Origin of the sequence: Nocardia sp. NPDC050710, from assembly GCF_040654375.1 — a bacterium.
GTDB lineage: Bacteria > Actinomycetota > Actinomycetes > Mycobacteriales > Mycobacteriaceae > Nocardia.
Genome location: NZ_JBFAHV010000018.1, coordinates 138,548 through 157,930, shown reverse-complemented (window position 1 = coordinate 157,930; position 19,383 = coordinate 138,548). Strand labels below are relative to the sequence as shown.

Below are 19,383 nucleotides of genomic sequence, written 5' to 3'. Positions count from 1 at the left end.
CTACACCCGCCGCTGGCTGGAGGCGGACGCGGCAGTCACGTACTGGGCCGACATCGTGGCGAGCTGCGATCGCCGCATCGCCGAACGCGACCGGGTGCGTCTGACACGCGAAGAGATCGTCGGCGCGAAGTTCGTGCGGACGAAGTCGAGGTGGCATGAGGTCGTGCGGGTCAACAGCAAGTCGGTGACGGTCCGCGCCGAAGTCGCAACAACGCTCTACACGTTCGACAAGATCCACGAAGTTCGCGGCGTTGACGACCAGCGGGCCCAGGCCGTGCGCGCCCAGGGCGTCCGCTCCCGAACCCTGAGCGAGACGGGGTTCACCGTCGAGACGGCAGCAGACATCGACCACGCCGACGTCGCTGCCATCCTGCGCAAATACGGATGGAAGCGCAACGGCGACGAGTGGACATTCCCGCGTCCGACCAGCGCCGCCCAGCGGCTCGCCGCCAGCCTCGACGCCCTCGCCGCCGCCGGCATTGAAGTGGCTCAGTGCACGCAGGTCAATGGCTTCGACGCCGACACCGGCGACCTGCACCGGTTAGCCGAGTGTGGCTACGACTTCGCACTCTGGACTTCGGCGATGTGGCACAAGCAGCACCGCAACGACCCGAACTACCGCAGCCGAGTCCAGCAGCCCGGGCAGATATGGCCCGGCGACACCGTCCGCGGGACCTACACCGGGCGCAAGGAACGCCGGCCGGGTCCGCTCGACATCGAATTGAACTGCCTCGTCATCGATTTCGGCGATGAGGTTCGCGCGGTTCCGCTGCTCGGGCTCGAACCCACACCACAGGAACACGAGAGCACGAGACCGACAAAGATCGCTGCCTTCACGCTTGCGCCCGACGTGGCCACCGAACGCAACAAGATTGCGTACCGGGTGACCCGGTGAAGGGCGTTCGCGCCAGCGGTGCCGTGACGGCGAGGCGACCTCACCGCCGCCGCCCTGCGCGGCGAGGGCACGGGGTCGAGCAGGAGCCGCGGCCGTCGGTGTGATCGCGGCGGTCGTGGTCGCGATCTGATGGCTGGTCGTCTACTTCAACACCGCACCCACACCCACTCCGATCCACAATCACCCCGACGCTGCCCATCCGCGACAATCCCGTTGCCGCGGCCTCGACTGCCGCGCTCACATCACGTATGCACTCCACCGCCGCCGTGCGCACAGATAGCGGTAGCGCGTTGAACGCGGCTGCGGCACTGGTGAATTCACGGTCAGCTCTGCTCGGCCAGATCCGCGCGGGATGCATTCCACCCCAGGAACACACGCGTGTCTTCGGCGAACCTCCGAACCTCCAAGGTCAGGACCCCATGAATCCCACCGATCCACCGGATGCCCGCCACCAGTTCGCGGCAGGCACTACCAGCCACGCCGAAGCCGTGGCATCAATCCTCTCGGCGACCTACGCACCGGGCGATCAAGTCGCCTCGGTTCAACCGCAATACGCGGGGATCGACACCATCGACGTCGACGTCCGCCGCCGCGACATCTTCCGGTTCGTCATCGACGTCGCGGCCGCCGACGCCGTCCGGGTCGCCGAGCTGTTGGCCACCCTCGCCCCACAACCACCCGCCGACTGCCACGACTGGGTCGCGCTCGGCCGCCAAGCGTTCCACGCCGGGCTCGTACACCCCTCACCGCTGGCCAACCCCGCTGTGGCGCCACACATCACCGGCCCCAGCGCCGACCCGGATGTTGTCGCTGAGATCACCGCGCAATACCGGCGGGCTGGGACAAAGCCTCCGAAGAGCAAGCCACGGCGGCGCTTCCCTACTCCTACACCGCACCCAACCAGCCGCCACCACCCCGCCAGCCCGTCTACTTCGTGTGCGACCACCTCGACAAGGTGGCCGCGGTCCTACTCGACCGCGGCGCCACCACTCCTCGGCGCTCGTACCAAGTTCTGACCGCCGACGGTCGGATCCGATCCGTCCACGCACAGTGGGTCGAGCAGCAACGCCCCGCCACACCCGAGGAGACCGCGCCCCTGCTTCAGCAGATGACAGCCGTCGGCTACCGCCCGCAAGTACTGCAATCGATGCCGCACTGACCACCATCGGATCCACACATTCCGCCGACTGGAGCACCACGGGCGCCACGGCCACACCGACGCGGATCCGCGGTCACCGAACTCTCGAGGCCCTCACGATGACCGACCCTTTCCATGCCTTCGACGCCGAGCTCGCCCGCATCTTCGCGGCCTGCCGAGACGAAGACCACCCCCTCACCGACGCCGAATCGCGCATCCTCGCCGCCGCATTCGCCCAGCAGGGCACACCACTGGAGCACTGGGGTGAGGGCATCGACGTCGCCCACACCCATCGCCTCGTCGACGATGCGCAGTGGCTGCTCGACGCGGCCAGCATCGTGCGTGCGAAGACCGACCCGCACCGCTACAACGACGACGCACCGAACGCCCTGTACTCGTTGGTCGCCTACTTCCAAGGCCGCGCCCTCAACCCGCCCAGCCGCGAGGACTACCAGCGTGAACTGTTCCAGATCTACGCTCCCGAAGTCGAGTTCCTGCGCGCTTGCGGGCACGAACCGTACATCGGCTTCACCGGGCAAGGCGACGGCTGCACCGGGGTGGTCGCCGACCTCGACGTAAACCACGAGCTCTACGCCACCAACGGTGACACCTGTGTGGTCGGCAGCGCCACCGAGGAGAGACCGGGGCCATGGTCGGTCGGCATCTACGAACGCGACGGCCACTGCGTCACCAACGCCGTAGACCCGTGCTTCGCCAACGCCTACATCGACGCGGTCGAAACGATCAATCGACCACGATTCCGCAGACCGCGGCTTCTGCTCCGGCGGATCGCGCGGATCCCCCGCCTCAACCGAAAATAGGAGACTTACTAGTTGAAAACGACACTGCGACTTCCCGCTCGCTTCGCCGATCGGCTCGATAAGATCGTCGGCCTCGATAACGAAGGCTGCGTTGTAATCGACGACGGCACCGCTGGCCTTGTTGCGCTGACACCGTGCTGCCACGCCTACGGAAAAGGCTCGACCAATTCGGACACGGGCATCGTGTGCCGCGAGTGCTATCGCGACGTCGCTATCAAACACGCCGGCGGTAGCGCTGAGATCGTCACCGGCCGCGACGACCTGAACATCGTCCTCGAATCCTGACCGCTACCGGTCCATCGCACGCCGGAGTCGTTTATCGCACACCGCGACGCCGTCACTTTCTTCGGGGACGCACCCCCTTCTATGCACACTATCGGGGATGGGAATATGGCCGACCTCACCGGACTCTTCGATATCGAGGACCTGGCCCGTCCTGATATTCACGTCGATGACCTGAATTGGCTGTTGGTTTGGTCTTATGGAATGGGCGCGGACTCCACCGCCGGAATCGTCCGGACGATACTCGATCCGGCTTTCCGACACCCGGCCCTGTTGCCGGATCTGTCGAATCTCATTCTCGTGACCGCACAGACCGGAGACGAATTCCATAGCCTGGCCGCGTTGGTGGAAAAGCACGTGCTGCCCCTGCTGAGGTCTCACAATATTCGCATGGTAGAGGTGGCCCGCGCAGGCCCATCGACCGACGACGGCATCGTTGTCCTGCAAGACACACGCCAACCCCACCGCATGCATTTCGATGCCAGAGAACACCGATTCTACGCACTCGGCGACGAGAACCGAGAAAACGGCATCCAGCCGCAGAAAAGCGGAAAAAGAAAATGCACGTTGAAATCCAAGGGCTGGCCGATGGACACCTGGCGTGACCGCGAACTCGGCACGCAACCATATTTTCACGCTATCGGCTACAACCACGACGAATGGCGGCGCATCGCCAAGGAACCCGTCCTGAAACTGGGAGGTCACCGGGAAATGATCTACCCGATTCACGACGCGGGCTGGATACGGCAACACTGCCGGGAATACCTGTTCGAGTTGTTCGGTGTCTGGTGGCCGAAGTCGCTGTGCGCCGAATGCCCGTATGTCTCGAAGACCGAGTGGCCCGAACAACTTTCACGTATGCTCGCCGAGCCCGAGACCACCGCTCGACATGTGGTGAATGAATTCGTCGCACTCGCTTTCAATCCACGATCGGGCCTGTTCGGCCCCGATGACACCCTCACCGACAGACTGCGCGCATCCGGAGCGGCCTCGATCCTCGAGCCGGCCGAGCGCGAGATCTTCGCCGGCCCGTGGGCGCTGTACCGGGTGCGGCGGATCTACTTCGCGCCGGGCGCGGCCTGGCGTTCGGTCGAGACCGTCTTCCGCGGTACACCGCAACAAACCGGGCGGCTCCTGCGGGGGCTCGCGCGCAAAGTGCACCTCCCAGCCGAGACCGACAAACGCGGCCACACCCGCCTGTGGCTCGCCCGGCGTCCCCTCGACTCCAAGACCTATCCACAGGTGGAGGGATTCTTCACCATCGCCCCCGCACACGTAGCCGACAAACAGCGAGACGGCTTCGAAAGGCATTGGGTCACGCACACTTCCGACGCGCTACGTGAACTCGACATGAAAGCCGCCGACCACCTCCACCGCCGACAGGACACGCTCACCGCCTGACCCGATCGTGCCTCGCGTGACCGGCGCCCGGCGCCCGACCCGACATTCTCTCACTTCCGCTGCCCAGAGAGGCACCCTGGTGACACCACCCACCACCACCACCGACCGCCGCACTCCTCACCCCGACACCGATCCTCGACGGCTCGCATGGGCCCTGCTGTCGCTGGCCGCCGACGGCCCCTCGAATCCGTTGTGGCACCTCATCGCAACCTACGGCGTCACCGCCGCCGCCGCGGCCGTCGCGGAGAAACTCGCCACCGGAATCGATCGCCGGGTACTGGCCCGCGCCAAGCCGGGACAGATCGCACGGCTGGTGAGCGCCCACTACGCGGCCGATTCCCGCCTGCTCACTCCCGACGACCCAGAATGGCCCACCGATCTGCTGCCACCGCGTCCCGCCGCCGCCGACACCGACTTCGTGGCACCGCTGGCACTATGGGTACGCGGGCAGCCCTCGCTACGCGAAATCGCCGCCCGGTCCGTCGCAGTCGTGGGCGTTCTGCAACGCCACGACCACGACACCGTCATCGACGAGACCGTCGAGCACCTCGTGCGCCAGAGCCGGGTCGTCGCCACCACCGGCGCGTTCGGCACCGCTGCCCGCGCGATCGAGGCCACGCTGCATCATCGCGCCGCGACGCTGACCGTCGCGGCCGTCGGCACCGATCTCCCCCATCCTCACCAGCACCGTGCACTGTTCGAACGCCAACACGACGCCGGTGGACTACTGGTCAGTCCCTATCCGCCCGGCACCGCGATAGCCGGGCACAGAGGGATCTACCGCGACCAGCTCCTGGCCGCGCTCTGCGGCGCCACCGTGGTCATCACCGCGGGCCGCCGCGGCAGCGCCTACCGCACCGCGCACTGGGCACACCAGCTGCAACGTCGCGTGCACGCCTTTCCCGGCCCGGACACCGACCCCGCCTACACCGGGGCCAACCGACTACTGCTCGAGCGCACCGCAACCCCGCTGTCCCGACCCGCTGACATCCCTGTGCCCGAGATCGAGCCCGAGCCGAGCACCGCCGTGTACACCGCGACACGAAAATGACGCTAGTAAAAGTGCGCAGCACCCACCGATCCCAGACGCCGACCGGCACCACCCACGAGTTCCTCGTCGTGCCAGCCATCGAGATCGACGCCGCGCTTGACGCAGCACGCCTGGCACTGGCCAAACAGCGAGATCCACAGTCGCAAGCGGCCGTCTTGAAGATCCACGACAAGGCGACGAGCCACCGCCACCCTGCGCCGCGGCAGCTGCCCAGCTCGACGCCCCGATGCCGCGCGCACCCAAACCGCTCGCAGCCGTACCCCGGCACGGCCCCGTCGCGTGGTGATCGGTGCCGCCGACACCGCTTCCCACCAAGTCGGGTCCCTCCCCCGAGGGTCCACGTCCATATTCCGAGGAGATGTCCATGCCCCTGCTCGACTACGATCGCGAGCGCGTGAGCGCCGAGCTGCGCGACGGCGGTGAAACGGCCGAGATCGCCGAACGCCTGGCCGCCTGGCAGCCCAGCGACGACGCCACCGATTCCGCTGGACTGGCCATCCTCTACCACCTCATCGAGGCCGTCGGCGAATTCCTTTTGTGGCGAGTCGATCTCGACGATGTCGCGGTCGTGGTCCTGGCGCAATTCAGCTGTGACAGCGACGGCCGGCTGATCTACGACGGCGAGTTGACGCTGTCGATGATGATCAACAGCGGTTTCGAGGTCGCCGATACCGGGATCCGGAGCCTGGCCGAATTGACCGACTTCACCGCAGACCAGGACCGCGCCCAGCGGGTGCTGGCACTACTCGATGCTGTCACCGTCCGCCTCGAGGTCGTTCTCGCCGACGCGATGCGGTTCTCCCGTGCGTTGACCGCCCACCAACGCCGCGCCGCGCTTCGGACACCGGTGCCGCGGCCGGTCGCGGCCGACGGTCATGTTCCCACCGTCGAGGAGATCGCCGCCCAGATCCGCCGGGAGATCGCCTACGGCAGCGGTGCGGCGTCGTCGGCCGCTACCGCCACGTCGGCGGCGATGACCGGTGCCGTGCCGGTGAGCCCGAGTGCCGAGCAATTGATCACCGCCCGCGAGCAGGCATTGGGACGCGGACGTGACAGCTTCCTGCCGCAGGTGCACGAGCGCAACCGCGGCTGGCGAAACGAAGGCTGCCCCGCTGTCGTAATCGAGTCGATCACACCGGGCGGGGGCGGCACGCACGACACCGAAGTCCTGCTCAGCAACGGGTTGCGGCTGCTGGCGCACGAGGCCGGGGTATTGGTGGCCGACACAGCAGGCCGGTACCTGCACTTCCTCGATTCCGTCAGCCCCGGGGCCGACCACGATCACCTCGACCTCGGATTGCGCTTCTGACCTACTGGCACCAGTCACACCCCGAACACGACACCACCTCCCATTGATCAACATCCTGTGTGCCGAGCACGGCACGATCGTCCTCACCGTCCACGACGACGCCGGCGCAGCCAGCGAGATCCGCATCCACGACACGCCTGGTCATTTCGAGATCGTCGCTGAGATCCCGACATCGGTCTCCAACGACGTGACCCGGGTTCTCGAACCTCGACCGATGACGCCCACGCGGTCGTTCCCCGGCAGATTAGACGCGTACCGAGGCAACCTCGCGCACTCACATCCACTGGCAACAACCCACACCGAGGAGTACCCCCCGCCATGCGCCGAACAGTCCGAACCCCAACGACATTGGCGGCCGCGATCGACAAGGCACGGACCGACGCCCACCAGTTCCGTGCCACCGGCAGCCCCGAGGACGCCACCGCCGCGGCCACCGCCGCACTCGACCTGGCCAGCTCCGCCGAAGCCCTGCTGAACACACCAGCGGGACTGCTGCGCAACCTACTGGTCCGCACCGCACGGCCGCGCCCCCGTCGCGACAACCTCCAGCGTCGAACGGCGATCGAAGACACAGCGCCGCGAATGAGCGAAGCGGACGCGACCCGGCACACACGCGCCGACATCGGACTGGCCGCATTGGTCTTCGCGGCCTGGATCACCAGCTCGACCGGACCCACCGCTGCCCCGTCCGTGTCGACGTTGCAGACAATCCTGCGCATCGCCACCTCCCCCGACGAGGAAGACCAGCTCGAGCTCATCCACCTCGTCGGTGACCTCATCGCCGACCTGGGCCACTTCGGCAACCGAGCCGGAATCAGCCTCCACTCCGCCATCGCTCAAGCGCTCGTCCATTTCCAGACCGAAAACGACGACCACTGAATTCCGGGGCGCACCCGCACCGCCAGCGCGCCCGCTACCGCCGATCACTGTCGACCAGTCCCGTCGATCCCTGCTCGCCGGACAACCCGCTGTTCATCCTCCGGCAGGCACGCACCGCGGCACGGTCACGGTGACTCGTCACCTTCGCCACGATCCCTCTACTCAGGAGTTCGCTTTCCCATGTCCTGGCTCGAATCTCAAACCGACGCGACCGTCGAGAGGCTGCGACGCCTGCTCGAAAGCCCGAAAGCCTTCCAGGTTCGTGACTACGCCGGTGGCGACCAGGACTTCGCATGCTGGTTGCTCACCTGCGAGGCGCACTGCCGACTCAATCACGACGTGTCCATCTTCGACCTGCCTGACATCGCCTGGCGCGACCTCCACGACGACGAGGTCAGCCCGGTCGAAGCGGTACGCGAAGCCGTCGCACAGCTCTGAAATACTCTGAGAAGCAACAGCTTCGACGGAATCTCGATCCATCGCACCCTCGCAACCGCAGTGCATGACCTGCCTCCGCCACAGCGCCGAGCGCAACCACGCTACGTATCGAGCCGTCTTCACCCTCGGTCCTGAACAGGGCCTGACCTGAGAGTCAGCCGCCCGGCGGCCGCAGCGATGGCGCTGCAAGTCACGCCCACCGCTCTTCGGCACCCGTAGGGCCGAATCTCCCGAGCGCCGCGACACCGTATCCGCGCTCATCTTCCGAGCATTACCGAGCTCTCGAAATATGCAGGGTCACAGCAGGCGTGCTCGATCTCTGAAACGACCCGATCTGTGATGCCCTCCTCACCGTTCGTCCTGCCCGAGGGACCCTTTCCCTGGCCCTGCCACCGGACGCGGACCTCTACACGAACAATCTCGACCAGACGCGCTCCTCGCTGGCCCAGATGTACGACCATCTCGACTGCCGATCCGTCGACGTCGTAGCACTGACCGACGAGCTGGACATGTGGCTCGATGACGAGGGCCTGGACCGGCACTCGATCAACGCACCGGCCACTCTCATCGCCCAGATCTACGGGATCACCCACCAGCCCTACTTCGGGCCGGTGTTGCCGTGCTCCCACGACGACGAGGGCAACAGCATCGACATGCCCGTCCATGTCATCGCCGACCTGGTCGGCCGCATCCAGGCCATCACCGAGATACCCGCTCTGCCAACGCGATCCGGGCCGCCACACCTGAACTGAGCAATCCCCCGACTCCGCTCTCGATCGGCCGTGTCCGCCGGTCGAGGCGGGTCTCACACCACACCCTAATGATTCCATATGGAAGGAAAAGGAACGATGACCACCCTCGTCAACGACTCCGAAGCACCCGACACCGCGCTCACCGAGCCCAGGGTCGAGGCCACCGAGAACACCGACGCCGTCGACCCGCAGTCCGACGCCGAGCGTCCCGAGCACGGTCAGGTCGCCGGAGAGCTGCTCTGGCTGGACCCGGACCGGCTCACGCGCGCCCGCAACCGCCCGATCAAGCCCATGGATCCCGAGGTCAAAGCCTCGATCATCGAGCACGGCAACGTCTTGCCGCTGGTGGTCGTAGGCACCGACATTGGCGGCTACGCGGTCTGGGACGGCTGGCACCGGGTGGAGCTGCTGCGCGAGACCGACCACATGGCCTTGTGCGCGATCTACCCCATCGACACCAGCGCCGACCAGCTCGACATCGAGGCTGAGCGGATCGTGTTGCAGTTCAACAGCGGCGCGCACCGCTACGACCAGAACGAGATCGACCGCGTCGATGCCGTGGCCCAGATGCTCGATCTGGGTTTCAACCAGACCGAGACCCGCCAGGCATTGGTGGGCGTAACCGCCGCCGAGGTCCGCGCGGTCAAGAAGCTCACCCGCTCCCACGCCGCGACACAGGCCCTCAACGACAGCGAGCTGGACCTGATGCAAGCCGCTGCCGCGGCCGAGCACTTCGGCGACGACCCCGACGCGATCGACGAACTGAGCGCCGCGGCCGCCGTGGGCCAGTTCGACCACAAACTCGCGCAGATGCTCGAGGAACGCGCCGAACGCGAAGCCGAGGAACGCACCGCCGCCGCCTACGCCGAAGTCGAAGCCGCCTTCACCGCCACCGGGTTCCGTGTACTCCAGCACCCCCTGCCCGACGGCACGGCCGCCCTCGAGTATCTGCTCGACGCCGAAGGCAACACCCCGACCGTCGAGAGCATGCCCATCGATTATCTCGCGGTGCTGCTGGTACAGCAGGCCATCATCGACGACACCGACGAGCGGATCAGGGTCGACCTCATCGACGAGCGCACCGAACGCTACCCCGACGACGACCCGGACCCGGGCATGTACCACGTCGATGCGGTGACCGTCGTCGACGAGTTCGAGCCGGTCTACTACTGCACCGATCTCGACGCGGCCGGACTGAGCCGCGCCGAGCCCGACGACGATCAGCCCACCGCGCCAACGAACACCGGATCCGTGATCTCGGGTGAGGACGAGGCCGCGCGTGAAGCCCGGCTCGAACGCGCCGCCGCGGCGGCCGAACGGGAACGGAAGCTGGCCGAGGAAGCTGCCGCCCGGCGCGCCGAAGTGACCATCCTCAACCGATACGCGCGCGCCGCAACGAAGGTCCGCCGCGAGTGGCTGGGCACGAACCTGTTCGGTGGGCAGAAGACCATCCCGCCCGGCAGCCTGGAGCTGATCGGACGCGTCGTGGCCAACCCGCATCTGCTCACCGCCCACCACGCCCGGACCCTGTACAACGACCTGGGAGTCAAGGTCGCCAACAGCCCCGCCAGCAACGGGGTCAAAGCGCGCGACAACCACGGCGGGCTGCGGACACTGCTGCGGGTGGTCGCGGCGATGGAAGCGTTCCTGCAGCCCACCACCGACCACCCGGACTACTACCGGCGCGTGAGCTCGCTGATGGGCGACTACATGCGGTTCCTGGCCTCCGGCGGCTACCCGCTGGCCGCGATCGAACAAGTACCGACCGGCGAGGTGACCACCGCCGAGATCCTCAGCCAGCCCGTCGCTTCCGACACCAGCGACCCCGACGACGCCTCGGACGAGCAGAACCCGGAAGAACCCGACGACGCCGTCGACGACGAACCGGCGGACGACGGCGTTCCCGCCGACGAATCCGACGAATCCATTGGCGATGACGACGGCGTCGATCCCGACGAGACGGTGCCGGACGAGATCGCGGCATGAACGAGGCACCGGGCACGGAGCCCTTGGTGGGCGCTGTGCCCGGCGCCGGGTCCGCACTCCAGCGGCGGCTCCCGCGATTCCATCTGGGAACCCACCGGCCCGGGTGGCTGTGGCGCACGCAGGCGCCGTTGTTCGTCTCCGACCGTCACGGTCCTCGGTCCGGCCGACCCAACTGTCGGCCGGCGGCCCGGCCGCGGTGAACCCTCGCAGGCCCAGGTTGCATCACAACCGGAACCTTCCGGCGCCAACCACTTCACACCCGCCCGCCGGATTCCGGTCGGCGTGCTCTCCAACGCCACCCTCTCGACCCGAAGAAGGTCTCCCCGATCACACGCACCCGCACCGGGTTCTCGATCCCGTGCTGCATCGCCGCCCACCCATAGAACCGGCGAATCGCGGTCTGATCCAGACAGAACGAGTTCGGCGCCACGTGCTTCGGGTTGTCCTCGGTCGACAACCGCCACTCCTTGAACGCCGCCAGGTCGCTGCGACTCGCCCTATCCCACCAAACACCGACCGCGGTAAGGAAGTTCAGCCAGACGCGCAACGAACGCGCATAACGACGACGCGTGTTCACCGCCAGGCCCCGAATCTCGGGATCCCGCCAGAACGCATTCACCAGCGGATCGGCGCGGCCGGACGGATCCAGAAAGATCGGAGTCCCATCCTGGCCCCGTTGCGCTCAGCAAGCTCGCGAACATCACCCACGCCAGGAACTAGATCCTCAACCGGCGCGAACTGCCGCCGGAAATCGTAGAAGTTGAGATACCACCCATCCGGAGCCCACCTCTCGGCCTCGCGTACCCCGCATCCTTCCTGTAGACGACCGGAACGTCATTCGTTTCCAGATCGCCGACAGATGTGTTGGGCAGTGAATGGCGGTACCGGCGGCCTGCTGCGTTTCGGGGATCAGTTGACCTCGGCGGACTCGATGTCATTGTCGCTGGCCGCCCGCTACGCGCCTCCGCTGGCCCACTGCACTCATCGCCACTGCAACAACTGTCTCACCTACGCCTTGACCTGGCGCACAAGGCTGCTCGCCCGACTGCACCAATCCCATTGCCTCTCAACATCATCGACTCGATGAAAGGTAACCGTCTTGAACTCCGCCGCCCCGCCGCCCCTGCCCGCACGCAGTCTGCGCAAAGCCGACACCGCCATGCTTCTGGAACTGCTCACCGCCCAGGACGCCCGCAAACTCGACGTGGTCGTGCCCGCCGCCGCACTGCGCATCGACCGCGGCTACCTGCTCGTCGACGGCGTGGACCCGCACCTGAACGACGACGGCGTCTACGACCTCAACGGCCTCTACACGCTCACCGACGCCGCTGTCGCGGACCTGGCCACCGATTTCGGTATCCCGATCACCTACCTGCGTCACTGCCGGGACAAGAATCAGCGGGCGTTCTGCAACGCGATCAACGACTGGGCGCGCTACGAGACCGACCGCAAGGTGTTGCTGCGGCTGCTGTGGGGCAGCGATCGCCGCGACAAACTCTCCCGCGGTATCGCGCGCGCGGTGCTGTCGGACAGTTACGGGTTCCGTGACAACCTCGACATGGCCACGGTGTTCCTGCAAGGGTTGCACGAGGCCGGGATCGACAACTCCCGCGTCGTGGCCGCGGACATCAGCGATGACCACCTCTACATGCGGGTCAGCGCCCCCCAGATCGCAGTGGCCGCGCCCGAACTGCTCGGCAACTACCGCTCGCCGTTCAATGGCGCCTCCGGAGCCGACTGCCCGATCGTGTTCGCCGGAGTGGAATTCCGCAACAGCGAGACCGGCCACGGCAGAACGATGGTCGCCCCGCAGATCACCATCAAGATCTGCGGCAACGGCATGACATTCACCAAACAGGCCGTCGCGGCGATCCACAAGGGCACCCGCCTGCCCCAGGGCGAGATCCGTTGGAAGGCCGATACCTACGCCGCCGACGACCGCGCGTTCTCGCTCAAGGTCCGCGACGCTGTCCAGGCATTCCTCACCCCCGAATTCGTTCGTCAGCGCATCGACGAGATCAGCGGCGCCGCCCAAATCAAACTCACCGAGCCGGAGAAGACCCTGACCGTGGTCTCCAAACAGTTGCGGTTCAGCGACGCCGAACGCAAAGGCATCTGGGAGCACTTCCTGGCCGCCGGTGACCGCTCGGCCGGCGGGATCATGCATGCGGTCACCAGCTACGCCCAGGTCCTCGCCGACGACGGCCGCATCGACCGCGGCAACGAGTTCAACAGCCTGGGCCTGAACGCCTTGCACCTGGCCGCCGCCAACGCCTGAACCGAAAGCCTCTCGCGGCCGGGCCCGTTGCCGTCGATCGGATCGTGACCGTCCGGTCGACGGCAACGTTTCGCGGTGCGACACCGCCTGCCATCCCGGTCGTATCGCAGAATCGCAGACTCGATCGGCCGGTGGACCGGCCCCTGTCCCCCCGGGAGATCGTCATCCCACCCCTTCTGGATACCGCCGAACCCACAGCCGGAATCCACCTTCTGGTACCCGACCGCGTCTACCACCACAGCTTGTTCTCGCTGTCCAGTTCTCAGGCCCGCCGCTTGTGGTGGTCCGGCATCACCCCCCGTCAAGCCCGGCACGAGCAACTCTTCGGTTCTCCCGACACCGACACCTTCGAGTTCGGACGTGCGGTGCACACCGAAACCTTCGGGTTCGGTCCACCGGTTGTGCGTCTCGAGTTCCGGGACTGGAAAACCAACCGGGCCCAGGAACTACGCCGGGCCCACCGCGCGGCTGGACACATCCCGTTGCTGCCCCGCACCTATGACAAAGCCGTGGCCATGGCCGCCGCCGTCCGTGACCACCCAGCGCTGGTGCCGTTGCTGACCACGGGGTGGCCGGAGGTCTCGTTCTACTGGCCCGACCCCGCCACCGGGTTGATGCTGCGCGCACGACCGGACTGGCTGCACCCGGCCGACGACGGTGGCGTGATCGTGGTGGATCTGAAGACCACCGACAGCGCCGATCCCGAGGACTTCGCCTGGTCGGTGCTGCGCTACGGCTATCACCTGCAACAGAACTGGTACAGCACAGCGATCACCACATTCCGGCTCGCGGTACGCCGATTCCTGTTCGCCGCGGTCAGCAAACACCCACCCCACGTCGTCAGCGTCTGCGAACTCGACCCCGACGACGTTCTCGCCGCGGGCGGGGAGAACCGGCGCGCGATCGACCTCTACGCCCGCTGCCTGGCCAGCGACACCTGGCCCGACCACGGCCCCGGCATCCACCGCATCCACCTGCCGCGCCGCGCGAACCTGCGCTACCGCCACTGACACACCTCACCGGACTCGCCGGCACCGCCGGGCGTCATCGGCCGCGCGGCACTCGTCCACGCCTGAAATCCCGATACCCGCGCGATCCTGCCCCTGGTATCGCACGAAAGGACACTCGCGATCCATGTCCGCACCCAGCGCCCTCGCTTCCCGCTCACCGCTGGCCCTCATCCCCGGGCAGACCGGATTCACCCAGCCTCAGATCGGCGCGCTCGCGCTGGCCGCGCGCTGGCACGACAATCCGCCCGACGACGCTCTGAATCTGCTGTTCTACACCGCAGTGCGCACGAATCTGGACCCGTTCCTCGGACAGATCCGGCTGCTGCACCGCCGCGAGCCCGTCCGTAAACCCTCCGGCGTCACCGAGATCGAGCAACGGTGGTCGGTGGAAACCTCCATCCACGGATTCCGGATCCTGGGCCATCGCACCGCCCGCGACCGCGGAATACAGCTGGAGAAGACCGCACCGCTGTACTTCGACGAACGCACCAGAACATGGGTCGACGCCTGGCCCTACAGCAGCCCACCCACAGCAGCCCGATACACGTTGACGGCCACACACACCGACGGCCGGCGCGAACCCGTCGTCGCCATCGTGCACTACGACGAATTCGTCAAGACCACCGTCAACGGCGCTCCCACCCTCGGCTGGGAGAAGATGCCGTGCCACATGCTGGCCAAATGCGCCGAAGCCGACGCCTGGCGGCGGCTTTTCCCCGACGACCTGGGATGGCTGCACCTGATCGACAGCACCACCGACGCCGATGAACCCATCACCGGCACCGATATTCCCCCAGCGCCGCTGTCGGCCACCGACCTGCTCGGCACCCCCCGGACACCCTCCCGGGCCCGAGACACCACCGACACCCCGAGTCCCGACACCGCCGCCGAGCCCGCACCGACCACCGACACCACCTCGACGACCGCGCCACCCGCGACGACACCACGATCCAGAACCCGTCGCAGCCGCGCCACGACCACTGCTCACGACCCCGCATCAGGGTTCCTCGCCACCGCCGGATCCGCCCTCGGTCGAGACGATGCCGGCGTACTCGACTGGGTCAACCAGCAATTGGAACGCGGGGTCGCTGCCCTCGACGAACTCACCCCAGACGAGCAGCAACGCCTGCTGACCGCCTTGCCCACCGCGCCCCCGGACAGCGAAAACACCGCCTGACCATTGGCCTACCTCCCCTACTCCCACTCCCCCTATCGAGGTCTTCCGCCATGACCCGTGCGAGCTCCGGACCCGTTTCCGCGCGCGGCCAGACACATCCGGGCGCGCGCTACCCTGGCGAGATGGTCGCCGCTCGCCGCGGCCGCCCCAGCTCCGCTCTGATGCAGGCCGCCCTGACCGCCGCCGAACACGGCCATCACGTGTTCCCGCTGCACCCGCGCGCGAAAACACCTGCCTACAAAAAGGATTGGCGCAGCCACGCCACCGTCGACCCCGACCGGATCCGCCACATCTGGCGACAGCGCCCCTACAACGTCGGTCTCGCCTGCGAACCCAGCGGGCTGCTCGTCATCGACTTGGACCCCGCTCACGGCGAGCAGGCACCCGCCCCCTGGACCGGGCTGTCTCACGGCCACGAAGTCCTCGCCGCGATCGCTGCCGAGGCGGGGCATCCCTACCCGGGCCAGACCTACACCGTAGCCACCCCTTCCGACGGGCGACACCTGTACTTCCGCGCACCCCACATCCCGCAACTGCCCAACACCGCAGGCACTTTGGGCTGGCGCATCGACACACGCGGCCACGGCGGCTACATCGTCGCCGCCGGATCGATCCTGCCCCACGGCGCCTACACCGTCATCGACCCCCGCCCACCCCAACCACTGCCGTCATGGCTGATCACCCGACTCACCCCGGCACCGCCACCACCCCGGCGGCCCACACACATCGACGTCAGCTCCATCTCCCGCTACGTACAAAAGGCCCTCCACGAGCAAGCCGCGCGTGTCCGCGCCGCGGCGCGTGGACAACGCCACACCGCGCTGTTGAAGGCAGCCAACTCCCTGGGCCGCATCGTCGGCGCCGAGGTCGTCGACGAACACAACCGCCCCCTGCCCGCGATCCTCGACTACAACACCGCCTACACCGTGCTCTACAACGCCGCCCTCACCCACCTCGGCATCGAAGGCTTCACCGACGACGAAGCAATCCGCACCATCACCGACGGCCTGCACCACGGCAGCACCCACGCACGCCGGATCACTCTGCACCACACCTGAACCGAGTCGACAGTCGTCGAATGCCCTGCGATCGCGCGGCCGATGACCGGCCCCAGGCCTGCGGCACGAGCGTCGCCGCACAATCACCACCTCGGGAGAACACACCAATCACCGAAGGCGCAACCGAGCCCGGCCACCATCCTCGCGTCACCGTGACTCACACGGCTCATACCGCGACGACGTTCAGCATCGCGGACCCGTCCGACGCCGGAATGCTCGACATCGCAGGCTTCGACTCCGCGGTCCCCGCCCTGCTCGCGGACATCGCCCGCGACGCCTGACCGGCACGCCTCTACAAGCGAGAACACGACCCGGCGAGCCTCGGCACCGACCAGCAGGCCTTACGCCACCGCTGCCGAGCCATTCAGCTCTTTCCGGATCGGAATAGTATCAGTCTGCCACTGATTGTCTCGTATCTCCGTTTCACAGCGTCGGGCCCGGCGGTGCGGTAGTGGCGTCGGGCAGGATGCGAAGGGCCGAACAGTTTCTCGCCGACAGGAACAATCAGTAGACATGACGTCCGAGCCAGCAGAAGGCACGAATGCACAGGTACCTTCTGCCTCAGCGATGACCCGGCACTTCCTTGAACGTGCCGGTTTCACCGATGCATTGCGTTCGGCCGGAATCGAGCGACCCGAGCACGCCGACGCGCCCCACGCCGGCCCCGAACGCCACGACCCGACCCCAGATCCCGATGTCCTCGACATCACAGGACTTGAGCCATCCCACGTGCTCGCAGCCCTCTACAACAGCGCCCGGCTGCAGGGACGAGGAATCAGCGACCCTCGAGGATCGCTCCAGCTCACCGTCGAGGCCGCACGTGAACTGCTGCATGGTCAAGGCGCCTTCGGCTACCTGCATGGACGCGTCCTTAAGCTCGACTTCCGTGAACGGGCTGGCGCCCTCAACGTCCGGCACTACAACCGTGACAACGGCGCAGGCCACGCTCAGCGCGTCGTTGAGCATCTGCGTGCCACCGGATCCATCGACGAGATCAGGCCATCATGAAGAATTCATGCTCTTCGGTCAGTTTCGCCTCTCATCGACGACGAGACAGAACTGACCGCTCTGGAGGTAGCAGCCGCGCTGATGATCGTTGACGACCGGCTGACCTGGTCGTTCTCAACAAGCGGGCGGTCCCGAAATCCGGAATCATCCGGACACACTCTCCCGGACTACTCGCAGCTCTTTCCGGATCGAACACTCAGCCCGGGCCCGACGCGCAGGACACCTGCAACGCCGACACCTCACGGCACCCGCCATCAGCCCCTGAGCCTCAATCCGGCGGATACTCCTCCTGTCCATCCCGGTGAACTGGAGAGATGCTCGGTGTATTCTCATCAATGTGGGCTACGAGTGGCTGCCATCCGCGATCAATGGACTTCGAGGACTGGGTACCGAGGAGGTGATCGCAGCGCTACTCGACGCACGCAAACGCTGGGTTCAACGAGTCGAGACCAAATCCGGTGCCAGCGGACTCGCAGTCTGGACTCGCACCCCAGCAGGCACGCCGATCCTGGTCGTGTTGCGCCCGTTCGGCGGGTTCGATCACCAGGTCACCTACGTCGCCGAAATGACGCCGACACAGCGAGCCGCGTACGAGGAGTGGGAGAACAAACGATGAGCACACAGAACAACGAACTTGACGGACTGGTCCACGCCGAGTCGCTGGCCGCGGCCGCCGCAGCCGGCGAGCTGGTATTCGGCGAAACCATCGACCCGGACACCGTGCTTCCATCGGTTGCGGACAGCAACCCGGACAACGCTCTCGTCGTCACCACGATCCGGCTCAGGCAAGCCCAGAAGCGCAAGGTCCAAGCGGAAGCAGAGCGGCGAGGTACCGACGTCGCCACCCTCATCCGGGGCTGGGTAGACGAAGGCCTGGCAGCACTCGACAACGACTATCAGGTTTCGGCAGCCGCGCTGAGGCGAGCAATCGCCGAACTCGGCCGCCCAGCTTGACCACCGCAACTCAGCCGCCGCGCAGGGATCCGCATTGGTTCTTTGCCGGTTCGGGCTATGCGGCGAACACATACGGCCGAGCGTCCTCGAGTCAGGTGCGCAGAGAAGGTGGGTAGCGAGCGTGCTCGAACGTCGGAGAACGACGTTGCCGGGCAGCCTTTTGCCTGGCGGCTGACCCGCCATGTTCCACCGGCACTCGAGCGCTTCGGCAGCAGGTCGCTGCGACGACCGGCCGGTCAAGGCTCGCGCGGCTCTGCATTGACGCCGACAACCGTTTCCGGTCCCAGCCCCGAACCAACCCGGCATCCACGACGACTTTCCCCACCCAGCATCGACGACGCCGATCCCCCAGGACCACACCAGAACTGGCTACACGCACGAGGTTTCGAATCGGCCACTCACCCGATCAACCATCACGCGATTCGGTCGAGGGGGACCACGCCTGGTCATTTCCGGTGCTACAGCTGGTTGAAGAATAATTGAGCTACCACGGCATAGAGCCTGCCCGACATCCGGAGCTCCCGCACAATCACCGCCCAGCGGCAGTGCGTACGCCCTGGTCCTGCCAGCAGGGCAGCTCACACTATCCGCGACAACCGGCAAGCCGCACACAGCGGCTCCTCCGATGTCCTGCCCACGCCACCCGCCATCTGCCGCGACATCCCGATCTGCTGGCCCGGCTGGCCGAAGGTGAACTGGCGGGCAGGGTGATCGGTTGTTGGTTCGCACCGCAACCGTGCCACGGACATGTCCTGGCCACGTTGACCGCCGACCCGCATCTCACTCCCGCACAAGCCCTGGCACTGGCACTGGCGATCGAATCCGGGCCCCGTCCACACCCTCGCGACTGACCAAGCACCCACCTCCGCCCCGCCCCACGAGCGTCCATCTCGTGGGGCGGGCAGGCACACAGCCCACCTCACCAGCAGAGGCAAGCCCACCCGCT

Annotated in this window: 21 protein-coding genes; 20 read left to right on the top strand and 1 reads right to left on the bottom strand. The window is 66.7% G+C overall.

What is annotated here, in order from left to right; translation table 11 throughout:
- The first annotated feature begins 55 nt into the window (after nt 1–55).
- From AB0H61_RS26715 to AB0H61_RS26665, 11 genes are all read left to right on the top strand, one after another.
- Nucleotides 56–895: a hypothetical protein gene (locus AB0H61_RS26715; RefSeq protein ID WP_357309636.1), complete on the top strand. Its 840-nt coding sequence runs from the start codon at nt 56–58 to the stop codon at nt 893–895.
- 419 nt (nt 896–1,314) lie between these two features.
- A complete protein-coding gene (locus AB0H61_RS26710) occupies nt 1,315–1,911 on the top strand; it encodes a hypothetical protein (protein ID WP_357309633.1) in 597 nt (198 codons plus the stop codon).
- Nucleotides 1,912–2,152: 241 nt separating this feature from the next.
- Complete coding sequence (locus AB0H61_RS26705) at nt 2,153–2,854, top strand: hypothetical protein (RefSeq protein ID WP_357309630.1); 702 nt, start codon at nt 2,153–2,155, stop codon at nt 2,852–2,854.
- 12 nt (nt 2,855–2,866) lie between these two features.
- Nucleotides 2,867–3,139 carry a hypothetical protein gene (locus tag AB0H61_RS26700; RefSeq protein WP_357309627.1) on the top strand — a complete coding sequence of 91 codons (273 nt, stop codon included), beginning with the start codon at nt 2,867–2,869 and terminating at the stop codon, nt 3,137–3,139.
- A 105-nt stretch (nt 3,140–3,244) separates the two neighbouring features.
- A complete protein-coding gene (locus AB0H61_RS26695; protein ID WP_357309625.1) occupies nt 3,245–4,537 on the top strand; it encodes a hypothetical protein in 1,293 nt (430 codons plus the stop codon).
- Nucleotides 4,538–4,616: 79 nt separating this feature from the next.
- Entirely contained in the window at nt 4,617–5,588 is a 972-nt protein-coding gene (locus AB0H61_RS26690) for a DNA-processing protein DprA (protein WP_357309623.1), read from the top strand.
- 364 nt (nt 5,589–5,952) lie between these two features.
- Nucleotides 5,953–6,897 (top strand): hypothetical protein, encoded by a 945-nt coding sequence (locus AB0H61_RS26685; protein WP_357309620.1) that lies wholly within the window; start codon nt 5,953–5,955, stop codon nt 6,895–6,897.
- A gap of 318 nt (nt 6,898–7,215) precedes the next feature.
- Complete coding sequence (locus AB0H61_RS26680; protein WP_357309617.1) at nt 7,216–7,776, top strand: hypothetical protein; 561 nt, start codon at nt 7,216–7,218, stop codon at nt 7,774–7,776.
- A 180-nt stretch (nt 7,777–7,956) separates the two neighbouring features.
- Nucleotides 7,957–8,214 carry a hypothetical protein gene (locus AB0H61_RS26675; protein ID WP_357309615.1) on the top strand — a complete coding sequence of 86 codons (258 nt, stop codon included), beginning with the start codon at nt 7,957–7,959 and terminating at the stop codon, nt 8,212–8,214.
- A gap of 332 nt (nt 8,215–8,546) precedes the next feature.
- A complete protein-coding gene (locus AB0H61_RS26670; RefSeq protein ID WP_357309744.1) occupies nt 8,547–8,966 on the top strand; it encodes a DUF3846 domain-containing protein in 420 nt (139 codons plus the stop codon).
- Nucleotides 8,967–9,062: 96 nt separating this feature from the next.
- Nucleotides 9,063–10,952 carry a hypothetical protein gene (locus AB0H61_RS26665; protein WP_357309612.1) on the top strand — a complete coding sequence of 630 codons (1,890 nt, stop codon included), beginning with the start codon at nt 9,063–9,065 and terminating at the stop codon, nt 10,950–10,952.
- Nucleotides 10,953–11,205: 253 nt separating this feature from the next.
- Here the strand turns inward: AB0H61_RS26665 and AB0H61_RS26660 are convergent, their stop codons facing one another.
- Nucleotides 11,206–11,571 (bottom strand): site-specific integrase, encoded by a 366-nt coding sequence (locus tag AB0H61_RS26660; protein WP_357309609.1) that lies wholly within the window; start codon nt 11,569–11,571, stop codon nt 11,206–11,208.
- Nucleotides 11,572–12,051: 480 nt separating this feature from the next.
- On the opposite strand from AB0H61_RS26660, the gene AB0H61_RS26655 reads away from it, so the two are divergent.
- From AB0H61_RS26655 to AB0H61_RS26615, 9 genes are all read left to right on the top strand, one after another.
- Nucleotides 12,052–13,230, top strand: a complete 1,179-nt coding sequence (locus AB0H61_RS26655) for a DUF932 domain-containing protein (protein ID WP_357309606.1) — start codon at nt 12,052–12,054, stop codon at nt 13,228–13,230.
- Nucleotides 13,231–13,361: 131 nt separating this feature from the next.
- Entirely contained in the window at nt 13,362–14,240 is an 879-nt protein-coding gene (locus AB0H61_RS26650) for a PD-(D/E)XK nuclease-like domain-containing protein (RefSeq protein WP_357309604.1), read from the top strand.
- 124 nt (nt 14,241–14,364) lie between these two features.
- Nucleotides 14,365–15,417 carry a recombinase RecT gene (locus tag AB0H61_RS26645; RefSeq protein ID WP_357309601.1) on the top strand — a complete coding sequence of 351 codons (1,053 nt, stop codon included), beginning with the start codon at nt 14,365–14,367 and terminating at the stop codon, nt 15,415–15,417.
- 122 nt (nt 15,418–15,539) lie between these two features.
- A complete protein-coding gene (locus tag AB0H61_RS26640) occupies nt 15,540–16,475 on the top strand; it encodes a bifunctional DNA primase/polymerase (protein ID WP_357309598.1) in 936 nt (311 codons plus the stop codon).
- 152 nt (nt 16,476–16,627) lie between these two features.
- Nucleotides 16,628–16,756 (top strand): hypothetical protein, encoded by a 129-nt coding sequence (locus AB0H61_RS26635; protein ID WP_357309595.1) that lies wholly within the window; start codon nt 16,628–16,630, stop codon nt 16,754–16,756.
- A gap of 232 nt (nt 16,757–16,988) precedes the next feature.
- Nucleotides 16,989–17,483: a hypothetical protein gene (locus tag AB0H61_RS26630; protein WP_357309592.1), complete on the top strand. Its 495-nt coding sequence runs from the start codon at nt 16,989–16,991 to the stop codon at nt 17,481–17,483.
- Nucleotides 17,484–17,820: 337 nt separating this feature from the next.
- Complete coding sequence (locus tag AB0H61_RS26625) at nt 17,821–18,099, top strand: hypothetical protein (protein ID WP_357309590.1); 279 nt, start codon at nt 17,821–17,823, stop codon at nt 18,097–18,099.
- A complete protein-coding gene (locus tag AB0H61_RS26620) occupies nt 18,096–18,437 on the top strand; it encodes a hypothetical protein (protein ID WP_357309587.1) in 342 nt (113 codons plus the stop codon). Before AB0H61_RS26625 ends, AB0H61_RS26620 begins: the two co-directional genes overlap by 4 nt.
- A gap of 545 nt (nt 18,438–18,982) precedes the next feature.
- A complete protein-coding gene (locus AB0H61_RS26615; protein ID WP_357309584.1) occupies nt 18,983–19,288 on the top strand; it encodes a DUF4326 domain-containing protein in 306 nt (101 codons plus the stop codon).
- The last annotated feature ends 95 nt before the right edge of the window (nt 19,289–19,383 follow it).